Source organism: Xanthomonas sp. WHRI 8932A (genome assembly GCF_035012785.1).
Taxonomy (GTDB): Bacteria; Pseudomonadota; Gammaproteobacteria; order Xanthomonadales; family Xanthomonadaceae; genus Xanthomonas.
This window is the reverse complement of the sequence record NZ_JAYGQQ010000016.1, coordinates 36,307-53,657: the sequence shown is the minus strand read 5'-3', so window position 1 is coordinate 53,657 and position 17,351 is coordinate 36,307. Positions and strand designations below refer to the sequence as shown.

Sequence of the window (17,351 nt, the reverse complement as noted above, 5' to 3'; positions counted from 1 at the left end):
GGCAACAGCTTGCACAATCGCTCTGCAACTCAGCTACGCGTGCGGCACTGCGTCCGTCACCTCAACCACGCTTTTGGATCGCCGCCACCGGCACCCGAATATCGGCGCGCAGAATCGCTTCGGGTGTTTCTTCCGGATCGTCCAGATACAGGTAATGCAGCGGTGCATCGCGCAGCAGGTAGCCGCTGCCGGGCAGCCAGGCAGCCAATAGTTGGTCCAGCGCATCTTCCAGCGCGGCATACGAACCCACGTGGCGCAGGACGGCGTGCGGTCCGCCGTCCAGACGGCGCAACTGCAAGGGCGCTGCTGGCATGGCCACTGCGTCGAACCCCACACCGCATTCGAACAGATGCGCGTGCGCCGGAACGTCGCGATGATCGCTCAGCGGCAATCCCACCAGACACTGCAGGCTGTCGACGATGCCGGCGCGCGCCGCCCAGGCCACAATCCGGCCGAAGCCGCGATCCAGGTCGTCGAATGCGCCGCGCTTGCGTAGCACCACCAATTCGAATGGCTCCAGCGTCTGCACGCTAACCTGCAGCGGTGCTGACGGGCTGTTTGCCAACGTTGCCGGCGTCGATAACTGCTGCAGCTTGCTGGCCCGCAATGCGGGCGCCGAGCGCAAGACGGTGGGACTGGCCTGCAGTGCGCTGCGGCAGGCACGCGCCAGCGCCTGCGGTGTCTGGTAACCCACCGCGAGCGCGACCTCAGTCACCGACGCATCGTCGCTGCCCAATAAATGCAGGGCTTGACTCAACCGCAAGCGTGCCACCGTGTGGCCCACGGCCTCACCGGTCAGGGCGCGATAGACCCGATGGAAGTGATACGGCGACTGGTGCGCGATGCCTGCCAATTCGGCCAGATCCGGCAATGCGGCGCCGCTGCGAATGCTGGCCTGCAGATGCGCGATGACGCGCTCCACGCCGCGTTGCCAACTGCTAACTGCTGAGTCTGCTGCATGCATGGTGTTGGCTCCCTGGTGACGGCATCAGCATCGACTGCATCGCGTGCCGGCGCGGTCCCGATCTTGCGGAATGTTGCACCCCATTGGACAGCGTGCGGCTCAACCCAGCCACAGCGCCAGCATCACCAGCACTGCGGTTTCGGTCAGTTCCACCAGCGCGCCGCAGGTATCGCCCGTCATGCCGTCCAGGCGCTGCATGCAGGCGCGGCGCCATAGAACGAAGATCAGTGCAGCAGTGCCGAGGCACAGAGCCGCGATCGCCATACCGGCAGCGATGCAGACCACAGTCGCCAGTATCAACGCCAGCCACAAGCTTGTACGTGGTGCGGCGACCAACGCGCTGCCCAGGCCGCCAGCGCGCACATATGGCGTGGTCAAAAAGGCCGCCACCACCGCGGCACGTGCCAGCAATGGCGCCAGCCATAGCGGACACGGTGCGTGCGGCAGCAATGTGGCCAGTGCGGCGCATTTGAGCAGCAAGACCAGTACCAGCGCGGTCACTGCCATGGGTCCGCTGGTGGGGTCTTTCATGATCGCCAGGGTGCGTGCGCGGTCGCCCATACCGCCGACCCAGGCGTCGGTCATGTCGGCCAGCCCGTCCAGGTGCAGGGCGCCGGTCAGCCAGGTCCATGCGCTCAACAGCAATGCCGCGCCCAATAATGGCGCGACATCGCGCAGGCACCACGCCAGGCCACACAGCAGCGCACCGAGCAGCAGGCCGACCGCCGGATACCACGGCAACGAACGTGTCTGCACGCCCGGCCGGGCGAACACCGCACCGGGCACCGGAATGCGGGTCAGGAAGCCGATCGCCGCGAGCAGCCCATCGATCATCCGGCGTCGTGTGCAGACTGCGGTGCTGCTGCCGGCACCGATGGCAGCGCTGCGGCAACGCCGTTGGCCGGTGGCCAGGCCAGCGGATGCAGCGAGGCGTGCGGCACCGCCAGCTCGGTCATGCGACCGAACCCGTTGCCGGCCACCATGCAGTGCACTGCACGGATAGCACCGCCATGGGTGACCACCAGCACGCGGCGCGCCGGGTAGGTGGCGACCACCGCATCCAGCGCCGCGGCGAGCCGCGCGCAGAACGCCTCGAACGGCTCGGCCTGCGGAGGCGGGTGGCGCAGCGGGTCGGCCCAGAAGCGGCCAAGCGCTTCGCCTTCGTCGCGATCGATCTCGGCCACCGGCACGCCTTGCCAGCGGCCAAAGTGATACTCACGCAGCCGTGCGTCCAGCTGCAGCGGCAAGCCGCGCGCGTCGGCCAGTTCGGTAGCGAAGGCTGCGCAGCGCTGCAAGGTGGACGACACCACCACCTCCCATTCGCCCTCGGCGGTGGCTGCGCGCAATTGCTGCCATCCCAACGCGGTGAGTGGGTCGTCGAGCTGGCCGCGATAGCTGCGCTGGCCGGTGTCGCCATGCCGCAGCAAGGTGATCTGCGTGCTCATGCGTCGGACACTCCGGCTTCGGCAAAAGTGGCCATGCCGTTGTGCAAGGCGCAGGCGCTGCGCAGCAGTGGAATCGCCACCGCTGCGCCGCTGGCTTCGCCCAGGCGCAGGTCCAGTTGCAGCAACGGCTCGGCATCCAGGGCGCGTAGCAAGGCGGCGTGGCCGCGCTCCTGTGAGCGGTGTCCGAACAACAGCCATTCGCGCACGCCGGGATTCAGACGGGTGGCCACCAGCGCCGCAGCGGTGGTGATGAAGCCATCTACCAGCACCGGAATGCCGGCCTGCGCGGCAGCGATATACGCGCCGACCAGGGCGGCGATCTCGAACCCGCCGAGCCGGCGCAACCGTTCCAGCGGCGTGGCGGCGTCGGCGTGCAAGGCCAATGCGCGGCTGATCACCGTTGCCTTGTGCGCGATGCCTTCGGCATCCAGGCCGGTGCCGGCGCCGGCCATCGCCTGCGGAAACTGCGACAACAGCGCGCAGCCTAATGCGGCAGCGGCGGTAGTGTTGCCGATGCCCATTTCGCCGCCAACAAACAACTGCGTGTCGCAACTTTTGGCCTGCGCGATGCTCTCCGCACCGGCAGCCAGCGCGTCGCGCAACTGGCTGGGCGTCATCGCCGGTTGCTCGCAGATATTGGCGCTAGAGGGTGCGATCCAGGCGCGACGCACGCGCGGCAATTCGCCGGGGTCGTTAACCACGCCCAGGTTCACCACTTCCAGACGCGCACCGAGTTCGCGCGCCAACACCGCAATGGCCGCACCGCCGCGTGCGAAATTGCGCACCATCTCGCCGGTGACCGCCTGCGGAAACGCCGACACGCCTTCGGCGGCAACGCCATGGTCGGCCGCGTACACCGCAATCCACACGCGCTGCACGGTCGGCTGCGCGTTGCGTTGCCAGGCCGCCAATTGCACGGCCAGTTGCTCCAGCCGGCCCAACGCGCCGGGCGGTTTGGTCAGTTGTTCCTGCCGTTCCAGCGCAGCCGCGCGCACGCGCGCATCCGGCACCGCGCATGCGGCAAAGATCCAGTCGCTACTCACAGCTGTTCTCCCTTCAACACCATCGGCAAACCCGCCACGACAAACACCACACGTTCGCACTGTAGCGCCAATGCCTGATGCAGCCGGCCGGCTTCGTCGACGAAACGACGCGTGAGTTCGCCCAGTGGCACGATGCCCTGCCCCACTTCGTTGCTGACCAATACGATCTGCCCAGGCAACTGCGGCAGCGTTGCGAGCAGTGCGTCGCGTTCGCGCGCAAATGCGCCAGCATCCGGTTGGCCCAGTAGGTTGCTCAGCCACAGCGTCAGGCAATCGACCAGTACGCAGCGATCGGGCGCGGCCAGCGCCTGCAGCGTCGCGGCCAATGCGATGGGTTCTTCCACGCACTGCCAATGTGGCGGGCGCTGGCTGCGGTGATGGGCGATGCGTTGCTGCATTTCGTCATCGAATGCCTGCGCGGTGGCCACATAGCACACCTGCTCGGCCGCGCTGGCGGCAAGGCGTTCGGCCAGTGCGCTCTTGCCCGAGCGCGCGCCACCCAGAATCAACTGCCGCATGCCGGTTCCTTGCTGGTGAGCCGCTTCAGCGCGGCGGTGTCTAAATGCGTGTGCACCGCATCGGCAAGACGGTCGAGCGTGGCCTCGCGCAACGCCGCCAGATCCAGCGGCGTTGCCTGCGCCAGGCCGGCCCATGCGAGTAACGCGGCCAGTGCCTGCGGGTGATCGAAGATGCCGTGCAGATAGGTGCCCAGCACCTGGCCGTCGTCGGAAATGGCGCCATCGCTGCGGCCATCGTCCAGCTGCACTAACGGCCGCGCCAACGCAGCGCCGGTGCTGAGACCGCAGTGAATTTCGTAGCCACTGGCAGCCGCATCTCCCAGCGCCAGCCGCCCGTGTACGCGGTGCAATTGCTTGTGCGGGTGCAGCTGCGTGTCCAGTGCCAGCCAGCCCAACCCGGCACTGCTGCCGGCCGGACCTTCGATGCCATCGGGGTCGTGGATCTGCTCGCCCAGCATCTGCAGACCGCCGCAGATCCCGAGCAGCTTGCCGCCATACCGCAGGTGGCGTGCGATGGCGGTGTCCCAGCCATGCGCGCGTAGCCACTGCAGATCCTGGCGCGTCGCCTTGCTGCCCGGCAGCACGATCAGATCGCAGGGCGGTGGCGTCTGGCCCGGACCGACCAGCTGCACCTCCACCTGCGGATGCGCCAGCAAGGCATCGAAATCGGTGTGGTTGCTGATCCGCGGCAGCACCGGCACCACCACGCGTAGCTGCGCGTGCGGCTTGTGCAGCGCCTGCCGTGGCAGCGCATCTTCGGCCTCCAGCTGCAGGCCGTGCAGATACGGCAACACGCCGAGCACCGGCTTGCCGGTTTCGCGTTCCAGCCAGTCCAGGCCCGGTTGCAACAGCGCCAGATCGCCACGAAAGCGGTTGATGACAAACCCGGCAACGCGTGCGCGTTCGCTCTGCGACAGCAAGGCCAAGGTGCCGACCAGATGCGCGAACACGCCGCCACGGTCGATGTCGGCAATCAGGATCACTGCGCAATCCACTGCCTCGGCATAGCCCATGTTGGCGATATCGTTGGCACGCAGATTGATCTCCGCCGGGCTGCCGGCGCCTTCCACCAGCACCACCTCGAAACGCTCGACCAGCCGTGCGTGAGAGGCCAACACCGCGGCAAGCGCGGTGGCCTTGTAAGCGTGGTAGCCCACCGCATCCAGCGTGGCGACCGGGTGCCCATGCACGATCACCTGCGCCCCGGTGTCGCTATTGGGTTTGAGCAACACCGGGTTGAAGTCAGTGTGCGGCTCTAGCCCGCAGGCTTGCGCCTGCACCGCTTGCGCGCGGCCGATCTCGCCACCATCGACGGTGACTGCCGAGTTGAGCGCCATGTTCTGCGGCTTGAACGGTGCCACCGCCACGCCCTGGCGATACAACCAGCGGCATAGCGCGGCCACCAGCGTGCTCTTGCCGGCATCGGAGGTGCAGCCCTGCACCATCAACACGCGTGCGCTCACGCCAATACCTCACCCAACGCAGCATCCAGGCGTGCTTCGGCGGCTGCATTGGGCGGCAGGCCGAAGCGCAGGCTGGCCGGGGTATCGAACAGGCGGGTCAGGATGCCGCGTTGCGCCAGCGCCGCATGCAACACGGCCGCATCGTCGCGCCGACACCATTGGAAAAACGCCGTGCCTGCGGTGGGTGCGATCGCATGGCTGCGCAACAGCTGCGCAAGCCGCTGCGATGCCGCGTGCAGGCGTTCGCGGGCCTGCGCATGCCACTGGGTATCTGCCAACGCCTGCTGCAGCGCCCAGCGGGTGGGGCCGCTCACGGTCCACGGCCCCAACTGCTCGCGCAGTGCATCCAGCAGCTGCGGCTGCGCGCACACAAACCCGGCCCGCGCGCCGGCCATGCCGAAGAACTTGCCGACCGAGCGCAGCACGATCAAGCCAGGCTGCGGGGTCTGCGCGCACACGCTGTCGTGCGGCGTGGCATCCATGAAGGCTTCGTCGATCACCAACCAACCGCCGCGTGCTGCCAGACGCGCATGCAGCTGCAACAGCACTTCGCGATCGAAGGTCTCTGCGCCTGGGTTATTGGGATGGATCAGCACCACCGCATCGAAGGTCTCCGCCGTCTGCAGCAACGGCCCCGCCGGCAGCGGTACGACGGTGTGGCCGGCGCGTCGCCACGCGTGTGTATGTTCGGCATACCCCGGTGCCAGCACGCCCACCCGGCTGCGGCTGCGCAACAGCGGCAAGGCCTGAATCGCCGCCTGCGAACCGGCGACCGGCAATACATGCGGCGCCCCGTAATAGGCCGCGGCGCTCTCGGCCAGACCATCGTCGTCTTCCGGCAGGCGCTGCCACGCCTGCTCCGGGATGGCAGGCACGGGCCAGGCGAACGGGCTCACCCCGGTGGACAGATCCAGCCAGTGCGACAGCGCAATCCCGTAAGTCTGCGCGGCGCGGCGCAACCGGCCTCCGTGTTCAAGCATGAGCGACTCCACGAGATGGTGCGTGACTGCACAGAGATTGCCGATGGTCGACGCAGCGCCTGCGCGCAAGGGAGTTGTGGCCGGTCATGGCGTCACCAGCGCCAACGCCAGTGCACAGAGCAACAACCACAGCAGCACCCCGGCACGCACCAGCAGCAGCGCACGGCGCACGCTGCCGGCGCTGGCCGGCATGCCCTCGCCCAGCTGCGGCCGTGTTTGCCAGTGGCCGTGGTACGGCGCTGGCCCACCCAGTTGCACCTGCAGCGCGCCGGCACCTGCCGCCATCACCGGACCGGCGTTGGGGCTCTTCCAGCCGCGCCCCTGCTGCCAGGCGCAGCGCATGCCGGTACGGCTGCGGCCGAGCAGCGCGTACGTCACGGCGGTGAGCCGCGCGGGCACCCAATTGAGCACATCGTCGATACGCGCCGCAGCGCAGCCGAAGTTGGCGTAGCGCGGCGTGCGATAGCCCCACATCGCATCCAGCGTATTGGACAGCCGATACAGCACTGCGCCCGGCGCGCCGAGCAGCACACCCCAAAACAGCGCAGCGAACACCGCATCGCTGCCGTTTTCCAACACCGACTCGGTCGCTGCGGCGGCAACCTGCGTGGCATCGAGCGCGGCGGTGTCACGGCTGACGATGCGGCCCACGGCCAGACGCGCCGCTGCCAGGTCGTCGGCCTGCAATGCATCGATCACCGGCTGCGCATGTTCGCCCAGGCTGCGCAATCCCAGCGCCAGATACAGCATGACGGCGGCAAAGACAGTTGCCGCCCACGCCGACCACCACCACAGCAGCGCTTGCAACGCGCCTGCCAGGAGCGTCCATGGCACCACCGCCGTGCACCAGGCCAGCACGCCTGCACCGCGACGATCGCGGTACAGGCGTGCTTCCACGCGCTGTGCCCAGTGGCCGAACAGCACCAGCGGATGCGCGCGCCGCGGTTCGCCCAGCAGCAGATCCAGCAGCACGGCGGCCGTGGCAATCACCAGCGCCATGGTGGGCGTCCCTGCGTCATGACAGGACACACGCCGATGCAGCTGCAGGCAATTGCACGCGCGTGGTCATGCCTACAACTCGATGCCGAGCTGCGCCTTGATGCCGGCGTTGAAGGCATGCTTGATCACGCGCATCTCGGTGACGGTGTCGGCGACCTCGATCAACCCGGCCGGCGCACCGCGCCCGGTGATCACCACATGCTGTCCGGGCGGACGCGCAGCCACGGCTGCGAGCACCTCGTCCAGCGCGATGTAGTCCTTGACCAAGGCGATATTGAGTTCGTCCAGCAGCACGAAGTCGTAGCGCGGGTCGGCCAGCATGCCGCGCGCCAGTTGCCAGGCGGCCTGCGCAGCGGCGATATCGAGTGCACGGTCCTGGGTTTCCCAGGTAAAGCCTTCGCCCATCACGTGGTAGTCGAGCAGATCCGGAAAGCGGCGGAAAAACGCTTCTTCGCCGGTGGAAAACGTGCCCTTGATGAATTGCACCACGCCGCAGTACAGGCCATGCCCGAGCGAGCGTGCCAGCATGCCGAAGCCGGACGAACTCTTGCCCTTGCCATTACCGGTATTGACCAGCAGCACGCCACGGTCGATGACCGCGCGTGCGATGCGTCGGTCCACCAACTCCTTCTTGCGCTGCGCGCGTTCGCGGTAATGCGCGTCGTCGTGTTCGGGTGTGCTCATGCGCTTGCTCCAATCGGGTGACGTGTGGCGATGCCACGCAGTACAGCCAGCAACGCGAAAGCGACGCCGACATAGCCTGCCAGTGTGCCGAGTGCGTGCGGGTAATAGTCAGGCACGCGCGCGAGAAACCCGCCCAGCGTGGCCTGCGGATAACGGCCGGACAAGAAGTAGAAGCCGCCCTTGGAGAGCAGATACGCCAGGCTGCCGCTGAGCAGCACTGCGCACAGCAGGCGGGCCGCATCGCGCCACACGTCGCGGTGCAGCTGCAAGGCATACACGCGCCCACCCAACCACAATGCCGCATACGCCAACGCCAGCGCCCAATAGGCCGGCGACAGACACCAATCGCTGATGCTGCCGGAGACCAGGCCGATCAGATCCAGCGCAGACGCCACCCCGAACAGCAGCGGCAGCATCCACCGCGGGCGCAGCAAGGCACCAGCCAGAAAAAACACTGCCCAGGATGCGCTGGGCAATGCATCCACGCTGGCGAAATGCTCGCCGCGCGTGCACACCATCAACAACACCAGCGCGCTACCGCACATCCATGCGGCGGCGCCTTGCAGTGGCGCGCGTGCCGGCGTGCGCGTTTGCCGTGCAACCGTCATGACCGCTCCAGCGGGGCCGATAACGGCGCTGCAGTGCGCGCGGCACGCCAGCGCAATACACACCACGCACCGGCAAGCGCAACCGCCAGATACAGCGCGGTGGTGCGCACGAACAACGCACCCCACTGCGCTGCGCGCTGCAGATACTGCGCCCAATGCGGCTCGGCATAGCGCCCGCCCCACCAGTAGAACGCGCCGTTGGAGATCAGGAACGACACCACAGCGGCCAAGATGCCCAGCCCCCACGCAATACACATCGACCTCGCATCCGGGCGAAGGCGCGCGTGATAGGCCCGGCCGGCGTACCACAGCACCGCGTACGCCAGCGGCAGTGCCGCGTAGGCGGCGGTGATGCAGAAGTCGCTGACACCGGCCACCGTGACCGCGGCCCAATCGATCACCACCGACAACACCAGCAGGGCGACAAAAAACGCATGCCGTCGCAGTACCAGACCGCCTAGAAAGAACACCGCCATCGACGCATCCGGCAGATGCAGCCAGTCGCTGACGTGATGGAAGCGGGTGGCAGTCATCACCAGCATCAAGCTGATGAAGACAGCACGTTCGGCGGGACGGGAGAGCGGGGTCATCGGTGTTCCTTCGAGTACAGACGCAGATGCGCTAGCAGTGGAGACAGGCAAACGGGAGATGCTGCAGTGTACGAGTGGCACATTGCTACTGATGCTGCCGGGTCACTGGCGGTCCGGCTGCAGCCGTTTGCTCAGTGGTGCGTTGGAGCGATGCACTGCCACCAGTGCGAGGAGTTGCGCGATGCTGCGGCCGGTCGCTATCGGCTGCATGCATCCCGCCATCGCACATGCACCGGCTGCCCGCGCGCTACTGCGCCGCCTGGTAGCGGAAGGTGAGCAGATAGTTGCGCCCCGGCTGCGCATACCAGCGTGCGGTCTCGTACTGGCGGTCGAAGACATTGTTTGCGGTGAACTGCACCTTCCAGTCCGCGTCGATCGCATAGCTCACGCGCAGATCCAGCAGGCCGTAGCCGGCCAGCCGCTCGGTGTTGGCCAGATCGTCGTAACGCTTGCCGGAACCGAACAGGCTGGCGCCGACGCTGAAGGCACCGAAGCTGCGGTCGGCATCGATGCGCCCGCTCTGCCGCGCGCGCCGCGGCAACCAGTTGCCGTGATTGACCTCGCCATCGGCCTGCGGCTGTAGCCAGGTCAGCGCGCTGCGCACGGTCCAGCCGGCCAGCTGGGTGTCGTAGCCCGCTTCCACGCCGCGAATGCGCGCCTGGTCGATGTTGTTCGGCTGCCCGAACGGATGGGTGGCATCCACCAGCGAGGCGTCGTAGGCAATCAGATCGTCGATGCGGGTCTGGAAGGCATTGAGCGTCCAGGTGCCCCAGGCGTAGTTGCCGCGCAGCCCCAGCTCGGCGCTCTTGGAGGTCTCCGGCCCCAGCAGCGGGTTGCCGTAATCCGGGTAGTACAACTCGTTGAAGGTGGGCGCCTTGAACGCAGTGCCGTAGCTGGCGGTCACGCGCAGATGCTCGGCGAAGTCCCAGCCCCACAACAGGCTGCCGGTGGTCTTGCCACCGAACTGGCTGTTGTCGTTGCGACGCAGGCTGGCCTGCAGCGACTGGCTGCCGAAGCTCTGCTGCCACTGCGCAAATGCGGCGCGGTCGATGCGGCTATCGGCGTCGTAGGTGTCGCTGCTGGCGATGGCGTCGCGCTGCCAGTCGAAACCGACCGTGAGCAGGCCCGGCCCGGTGTTGACGTCGGCCTGCAGCGAGCCCTGCTTGCGGCGTGTGTCGTAGGTCGACAGGTACGCACCCTCGTAATACGCGTCGCTGAAATCGGCGCTGCTGCCCAGGCTGGCGGTGAAGGTCAGCGCATCGCTGGGCGCATAGCGCACGCGCCCGCCCACGGCCTGCTGCACGCCCTTGGACAGATTGCCGCCGAAAGCCGAGCCGTCGTATTCGTTGCGGCTCTGCGCGCGCAGAGCGTGCACGTCCGCATCCCACTGCCGATTGAAGCGCCAGCCGCCCTGCGCGCTCAGCGAATCGTTGCGGTAACCGTCGCGGTCCGGATCGTAGGCACTGGAGCGGGTGTCCAGATACGCATTGATGCCATCGGTTTCGTCATGCGCGGCGTTGACCGAATACCAGCCGCCGGCTTCGCTCAGATCGCCCTGGCTGCGTCCGGCGACACCGGCGCCATAACGGCGCGCATTGTCGCTGCCGGCTGCCACGCTCAGCGTCGGCACGAAGCGGCCTTGCGGGCGACGGGTAAAGATCTGGATCACGCCGCCCAATGCTTCGGAGCCATACAGGCTGGAAAACGGCCCGCGCACGATCTCGATGCGCTCGATCTGCTCGATCGGCAGATCCTGTAACGCCGCACCGCCGGCGGTGGCCGAGCCGATGCGCACGCCGTCGATCAGCACCACCAGATGATCCGATTCGGTGCCGCGCAGGAACAACGAGGTCGCCTTGCCCGGGCCGCCGTTATTGGCCAGCGACACCCCGGCTTCGCCACGCAGCAGGTCCTGCAGCGAATTGATCTGGCGGCGCTCGATCTGCGCGCGGTCGATCACCGTGACCGGCGCCAGCGTCTGGTCCTGGGTCTGCGCGGTCCGCGAAGCGGTGACCACCACTTCGTCGAGATCGATGGCGGCTTCGGCCTGGGCGAGATTGATCACGCACAGCGACAACCCCGCCGCCAACACGGCGCGAGATGGCAAAACGGAAGAAAGGGACATCTACTGCTGCTCCTGAAACCGCGCCGACCCGCGCGGGGGCAATGGGGCGACACGCAGCAACGGGCCAGCCGCCCGACGCAGCAGCATCGGACGCGCAAGGCCACGCCCACCGCGTGCCGGGTCAATCCCTCAGGCCGGTCTCCGGGCTTGCGAGCGGAAGCGGATGCTTCCCGGGTCTGCGCCTTCCCATGCAAAGCACAGTGGCGTGACATGCAGACCCTTGTCTCGCCCACCGTTGCGGGGGCAGCTCCGGAATTGCGACTCGCCCAAGGCGATGCGCGCACCGGATTCCCGTTTAAACCACCGGCCAGCCGGCAGTCACCTCAGGGGCGCGCATGGTAGCAGGATTGGCTGGCGCCTCAGCGGTCTGGTGCGACCGACCAAGCGCAGCGCGTCGTCACGCGCCGGGATGGTGACTACTGATTCCTTCTCGCATCGGGAGAAGGAGGTGCGCAGCGCCGGATGAGGGGACGCAGCGCAGCCTCATGCCATGTGTGGAAGCAGCATGCTGGGATTACTTGTATGTCCGCCACCGAGCTTGATCTCGCACATATGCGTGGGCTTCGCCCCCGTAATTGAGATCGCGCGCCCACACACCCGCTCCGCGCCCCAGCCCACGCTTGCGCTTGCGCTTGCGCTTGCGGCGCGTGCGCTCCAAGGCCACCCGCGCCCATCGCGCGCAAACTATTCCTCCTCGCCCCGACGGGAGAGGGGCGAGCCGTTCCCGGCGGGAGAAGGGCTTCAAGCCAAACTTCATTCGCGTGTCCAAAATTTCCGGGTCATGGAAGCGACGTCCCGAGGCGGCAGCGCGGCTGGGGATTGGCGGAGAGCGGCACAAGGATGTGCCGCGGCGGCGAGTCAGACAGGATGTCTGACCGAGCCGAAGAGCCAATCCCCGGCCGCGCTGCCGCCCTTACCGAAGCCAGTACCGGCGGGCACCGTGCTTTGCCATACCCAGCCCAACCCCGCTCCGCGCTAGCAGTACGAGCGCCCCAAGATACGCGCGACGGTGGCGCGCACGCCGTGCCTTGGTATCCGACGGGAGCGCTGTTCCAAGAGTGGCCAACAAAACGTAGCGAGCAGTCGTCAGGTGGGTGTGGACGGCGCGGAAGAACCGGAGTGGACGCGTGGTCCATGCCGCACCGAGTACCGGCCGCGCTCGCCTGGCGGTGAGCACAGTCGGCGTGTTGGCTGCGCTAAAACCTCACGCTCCCTGTAGCGCCTGCTCCAGATCCGCCAGCAGATCGTCGATATGTTCGATGCCGATCGACAGGCGCACGGTGTCTTCGCTGACGCCGGCATGTTCCAGTTCGGCCGGATCAAGTTGCCGGTGCGTGGTGGATGCAGGATGCGTCGCCAGCGATTTGGCATCGCCGATGTTGACCAGCCGCGTGAACAACTGCAGCGCATCCAGAAACCGCGCACCCGCCGCACGTCCACCGGGCAGGCCGAAGGTCAGCACGCCCGAGCCGTGCCCGCCCAGATACTTCTGCGCCAGCGCATGCTCGGGGTGATCCGGCAACGCAGCGTAATTGACCCAGGCCACCCGCGCGTGTTGCTGCAGATATGTCGCAATCGCCAATGTGTTGGCATTGATACGCTCCATGCGCAGCGGCAGGGTTTCGATGCCTTGCAGGATCAAAAACGCATTGAACGGCGACAACGCCGCCCCGGTATTGCGCAGCGGCACCACGCGCGCGCGGCCGATGTAGGCGGCCTCGCCCAACGCGTCGGTATACACCACGCCGTGGTAGCTCACGTCCGGCTCGTTGAGCCGCGGAAACCGCGCCTTGTGCTCCGCCCACGGAAAGCGCCCGCTGTCCACGATGGCGCCACCGATACTGTTGCCATGCCCGCCGAGATACTTGGTCAACGAATGCACCACGATGTCCGCGCCGAAGTCGATCGGCCGCAGCAACGACGGGGTGGCCACGGTGTTGTCCACGATCAGCGGTACGCCATGCGCATGCGCCACGGCCGCCACCGCTTCGATATCGGTGATGTTGCCGCGCGGATTGCCGATCGACTCGACGAACACCGCCTTGGTACGGTCGTCAATCAGGCCGGCAAACGCCTGCGGGTCGCGATAGTCGGCAAACCGCGTACTGATGCCGAACTGCGGCAGCGTATGCGCGAACAGATTATAGGTGCCGCCATACAACGCACTGGACGACAAGATGTTGTCCCCCACCTCCGCGATGGTCTGGATGGCGTAAGTCACCGCCGCCTGCCCCGACGCCAGCGCCAGTGCGCCGATGCCGCCTTCCAGCGCCGCGACGCGCTGTTCCAGCACATCGTTGGTCGGGTTCATGATGCGGCTATAGATATTGCCCTGCACCTTCAGATCGAACAAATCCGCGCCGTGCTGGGTATTGTCGAAGGCGTAGGCAACGGTCTGGTAGATCGGCACCGCCACCGCGCGCGTGGTCGGGTCGGGGCGATACCCGCCATGCACAGCGATGGTTTCGGGCTTCCACTGCGGGTCGGTCATGGTGCGGCTCGCTCTCGGAAAGAATGCCGACCATAGCCGGGACCGCACGTCCGTTTGCAAACGCGCAGTGATGAACTCATGCCGCCCGGTTGTAAGCACAGCCGTGCACTGCCTGCGCCATCCACCTAATGCAACCTGATGAGCCCGGCCCTGCTTGCCGATCGGCGACGGCGAACAGCGCAAGCGTGGTGGCGTATCCGGGGGCGGGACCGTGACGGCATGGATGCCGCTACCGAGCCTCCATGGACGGATGCACGGCGTGTCCCGACGCCGGATGCGACACCGCGCACCGACCAACCCAACACGCGCAACGCCTGCGCATTTACTGCGAACGCTTCGGTCAGTGAGGGCGCTTGCACGCGTATCGGCGGTTGTGGTCGGTGGCTGAGGCACCGGCGATAGCTGATTCGTCGATCGTTCGTTGCAACGTGGCCTGAGCTGACGCATTGCTTGCAACGTCATGGAGTGAGCCGATGCGCCCTGCGCCTTGCCCAGCTTTCAGACCTTGGGTCGAAGACGGCGCACTCTGACCGAGGCATTCCGTCGTTGCAACCGCAGGCCTGCGAAAGCTGCCGGCGCGACCTGCCGCAGCCTGGATGCGCAGGCAGTCTTAATGCCTGGTGGTTTGTAGAAAGACAGGGCATGTCCGCAGCTAAGGCTCAGGGATAACCCACTAACGTAAACGGGCACTGCCTGCGCAGTGCCCGCTATTGCGTCAACCGTTGGCGCCGGTGCGTGGAGATGCCCACAGACGGTGCTTCGTCGCTATGGCTCCGATGCGATTGGCGGTACGACACCCACCCATCGCCCAACCTCATCAGCCCTTCGTAAACGCCAGACGCCCGCCCTCGACACGCACGCGCACGGTGTCGCCGCTAATGTAATGCCCGGAGAGGATCTGCTGGGCCAGCGGGTTTTCCACCTGCGACTGGATCGCGCGCTTGAGCGGTCGCGCGCCATACACCGGGTCGAAGCCGACGTTGCCGAGCAGATCCAGCGCGGCATCGTCCAGATCCAGCTTGAGTCCGCGTTCGGCCAGGCGCTTTTCCAGGCCCTGCAACTGGATGCGCGCGATCGATTTGATCTGCGCCTTGTCCAGCGGATGGAACACCACGATGTCGTCCAGCCGATTGATGAACTCCGGGCGGAAATGCGCCTGCACCACGCCCATCACCGCGGCCTTCATCTGCGTGTAGGCCTCGGCACTGCCGTCGCCGGAGAGCTCCTGGATCTGATGCGACCCCAGGTTGGAGGTCATCACGATCACCGTGTTGCGGAAGTCCACGGTGCGGCCCTGACCATCGGTCAGACGGCCATCGTCGAGCACCTGCAACAGGATGTTGAAGACATCGGCATGCGCTTTTTCTACCTCGTCGAGCAGGATCAGCGAATACGGGCGGCGGCGCACCGCTTCGGTGAGATAGCCGCCTTCTTCATAGCCCACGTAGCCCGGAGGCGCGCCGATCAGGCGCGACACCGAATGTTTCTCCATGAACTCGCTCATGTCGATGCGGATCATCGCTTCGGTGCTGTCGAACAGGAAGTCCGCCAACGCCTTGCACAACTCGGTCTTGCCCACGCCGGTCGGCCCCAGGAACAGGAACGAGCCACTCGGACGATTGGGGTCGGACAAGCCGGCACGCGAGCGACGCACCGCATCGGACACCACCTTGATCGCCTCGTTCTGCCCGACCACACGATGGTGCAGTTCGTCTTCCATGCGCAGCAATTTGTCGCGCTCGCCTTCGAGCATCTTGTTGACCGGAATGCCGGTCCAACGCGACACCACTTCGGCAATTTCTTCGGCGGTCACGCGGTCCTGTACCAGCTTGAAGTCGTGATGCTCCACTTCGTTGGCCAGCAGCATCTGCTTTTCCAGCTGCGGCAACACGCCGTACTGGATCTCGCTCATCTTGGCGTAGTCCTGGCGACGCTGCGCCGCTTCCAGCTCCAGCTTGGCGTGCTCGATCTGCTCCTTGACCTTGGTGGTGCCCTGCAGCGCAGCCTTCTCCGACTTCCACAGCTCGTTGAGGTCGTAGAACTCGCGTTCGAGCTTGTCGATATCGGTTTCCAGATCGGCCAGGCGCTGACGCGAGGCGTCGTCCTTTTCCTTCTTCAACATCTCGCGCTGGATCTTGAGCTGGATCAGCCGGCGCTCCAGGCGGTCGAGTTCTTCCGGCTTGGAGTCGATTTCCATGCGGATGCGCGATGCGGCCTCGTCCATCAGGTCGATGGCTTTATCCGGCAACTGGCGGTCGGTGATGTAGCGGTTGGACAAGGTGGCCGCCGCCACGATGGCCGGGTCGGTGATCTCTACACCGTGGTGCACGGCGTAGCGTTCCTTCAAGCCACGCAGGATGGCGATGGTGTCTTCCACCGTCGGCTCGCCCACAAACACTTTCTGGAAGCGACGCTCCAATGCCGCATCTTTTTCGATGTACTTGCGGTATTCGTCCAGCGTGGTGGCGCCGATGCAATGCAGCTCGCCGCGCGCCAGCGCCGGCTTGAGCATGTTGCCGGCGTCCATCGCACCATCGGCCTTGCCCGCGCCCACCATGGTGTGCAACTCATCGATAAACAGGATGATCTGGCCTTCGTTCTTCGACAGGTCGCTGAGCACCGCCTTCAAGCGCTCTTCGAATTCGCCTCGGAACTTGGCACCGGCAATCAGCGCGCCCATGTCCAGCGACAGCACCCGCTTGCCGCGCAGACCTTCGGGCACTTCGCCGTTGATGATGCGCTGGGCCAGGCCTTCGACAATCGCAGTCTTGCCCACGCCGGGTTCGCCGATCAGTACCGGGTTGTTCTTGGTCCGGCGCTGCAACACCTGGATGGTGCGGCGGATTTCTTCGTCGCGGCCGATCACCGGATCCAGCTTGCCGCTCTCCGCACGCGCGGTGAGATCGATGGTGTATTTCTCCAGCGCCTGGCGCTGCTCTTCGGCATTTTCCGATTGCACGGTTTCGCCGCCGCGCAGCTTGTCGATGGCCGCTTCGATCTTCTTCTTGTCGCCGCCGGCCGCGCGCAGTGCCACGCCCAGCGGGCTGGCATCGTCGGCGGCGGCCAGCACAAACCACTCGCTGGCGATAAAGGCATCGGCATGTTGCTGAGCGAGCTTGTCGGTCTGGTTGAGCAGGCGATTGAGATCGTTGCCGATCGACAGATTGCCTTCCTGCCCGGAGACCTTGGGCAAGGTATCCAGCGCCTCGCCAAGACGCTCGCGCAGCGACGGCACGTTGACCCCGGCCTGCGACAGCAGCGGGCGCGTACTGCCACCGCTCTGGTCGAGCAGCGCGGCCAGCACGTGCACCGGCTCGATGATGTTGTGGTCGCGGCCCACGGCCAGCGACTGTGCGTCGGCCAGTGCCTGCTGGAACCGCGAGGTGAGCTTGTCCATCCGCATGGGAAATCCTCTGAACGGGTGGCCGGCAACGCCGGCGA

The 17,351-nt window shown here is 66.3% G+C and carries 14 protein-coding genes, 1 other RNA gene and 1 riboswitch; all 15 genes read right to left on the bottom strand.

From position 1 onward, the window contains the following. Positions 1–61 precede the first annotated feature (61 nt). Entirely contained in the window at positions 62–964 is a 903-nt protein-coding gene (locus VC212_RS22190) for an AraC family transcriptional regulator (protein WP_323515599.1), read from the bottom strand. 99 nt (positions 965–1,063) lie between these two features. Further along, positions 1,064–1,798, bottom strand: a complete 735-nt coding sequence (locus VC212_RS22185; protein WP_323515602.1) for an adenosylcobinamide-GDP ribazoletransferase — start codon at positions 1,796–1,798, stop codon at positions 1,064–1,066. After that, complete coding sequence (locus VC212_RS22180) at positions 1,795–2,409, bottom strand: histidine phosphatase family protein (RefSeq protein ID WP_323515606.1); 615 nt, start codon at positions 2,407–2,409, stop codon at positions 1,795–1,797. The genes VC212_RS22185 and VC212_RS22180 overlap by 4 nt, the downstream gene beginning before the upstream one ends. After that, positions 2,406–3,452 (bottom strand): nicotinate-nucleotide--dimethylbenzimidazole phosphoribosyltransferase, encoded by a 1,047-nt coding sequence (gene cobT / locus VC212_RS22175; RefSeq protein WP_115562687.1) that lies wholly within the window; start codon positions 3,450–3,452, stop codon positions 2,406–2,408. Before cobT ends, VC212_RS22180 begins: the two co-directional genes overlap by 4 nt. Further along, positions 3,449–3,970, bottom strand: a complete 522-nt coding sequence (cobU, locus tag VC212_RS22170) for a bifunctional adenosylcobinamide kinase/adenosylcobinamide-phosphate guanylyltransferase (RefSeq protein ID WP_323515609.1) — start codon at positions 3,968–3,970, stop codon at positions 3,449–3,451. Before cobU ends, cobT begins: the two co-directional genes overlap by 4 nt. Next, entirely contained in the window at positions 3,958–5,433 is a 1,476-nt protein-coding gene (locus tag VC212_RS22165) for a cobyric acid synthase (protein WP_323515612.1), read from the bottom strand. Before VC212_RS22165 ends, cobU begins: the two co-directional genes overlap by 13 nt. Then, a complete protein-coding gene (gene cobD, locus VC212_RS22160) occupies positions 5,430–6,413 on the bottom strand; it encodes a threonine-phosphate decarboxylase CobD (protein ID WP_323515615.1) in 984 nt (327 codons plus the stop codon). Before cobD ends, VC212_RS22165 begins: the two co-directional genes overlap by 4 nt. Before the next feature lie 84 nt (positions 6,414–6,497). Beyond that, complete coding sequence (gene cbiB / locus VC212_RS22155; RefSeq protein ID WP_323515616.1) at positions 6,498–7,412, bottom strand: adenosylcobinamide-phosphate synthase CbiB; 915 nt, start codon at positions 7,410–7,412, stop codon at positions 6,498–6,500. 72 nt (positions 7,413–7,484) lie between these two features. Next, complete coding sequence (gene cobO / locus VC212_RS22150; protein ID WP_323515617.1) at positions 7,485–8,096, bottom strand: cob(I)yrinic acid a,c-diamide adenosyltransferase; 612 nt, start codon at positions 8,094–8,096, stop codon at positions 7,485–7,487. After that, a complete protein-coding gene (locus VC212_RS22145; protein WP_323515620.1) occupies positions 8,093–8,704 on the bottom strand; it encodes a hypothetical protein in 612 nt (203 codons plus the stop codon). Before VC212_RS22145 ends, cobO begins: the two co-directional genes overlap by 4 nt. Continuing rightward, entirely contained in the window at positions 8,701–9,294 is a 594-nt protein-coding gene (locus VC212_RS22140) for a hypothetical protein (protein WP_323515623.1), read from the bottom strand. The genes VC212_RS22145 and VC212_RS22140 overlap by 4 nt, the downstream gene beginning before the upstream one ends. A 247-nt stretch (positions 9,295–9,541) precedes the next feature. After that, positions 9,542–11,419, bottom strand: coding sequence for a TonB-dependent vitamin B12 receptor (gene btuB / locus VC212_RS22135; RefSeq protein WP_323515625.1), 1,878 nt, complete (start codon positions 11,417–11,419; stop codon positions 9,542–9,544). A 114-nt stretch (positions 11,420–11,533) separates the two neighbouring features. Then, positions 11,534–11,760, bottom strand: a riboswitch (cobalamin riboswitch). A 719-nt stretch (positions 11,761–12,479) separates the two neighbouring features. Beyond that, a non-coding RNA gene (locus tag VC212_RS22130) (sX9 sRNA) lies at positions 12,480–12,555 on the bottom strand. A 68-nt stretch (positions 12,556–12,623) separates the two neighbouring features. Continuing rightward, positions 12,624–13,910, bottom strand: coding sequence for an aminotransferase class V-fold PLP-dependent enzyme (locus VC212_RS22125; RefSeq protein WP_323515626.1), 1,287 nt, complete (start codon positions 13,908–13,910; stop codon positions 12,624–12,626). A gap of 817 nt (positions 13,911–14,727) precedes the next feature. Then, positions 14,728–17,313 (bottom strand): ATP-dependent chaperone ClpB, encoded by a 2,586-nt coding sequence (gene clpB, locus VC212_RS22120; protein WP_316687814.1) that lies wholly within the window; start codon positions 17,311–17,313, stop codon positions 14,728–14,730. Positions 17,314–17,351: the final 38 nt, after the last annotated feature.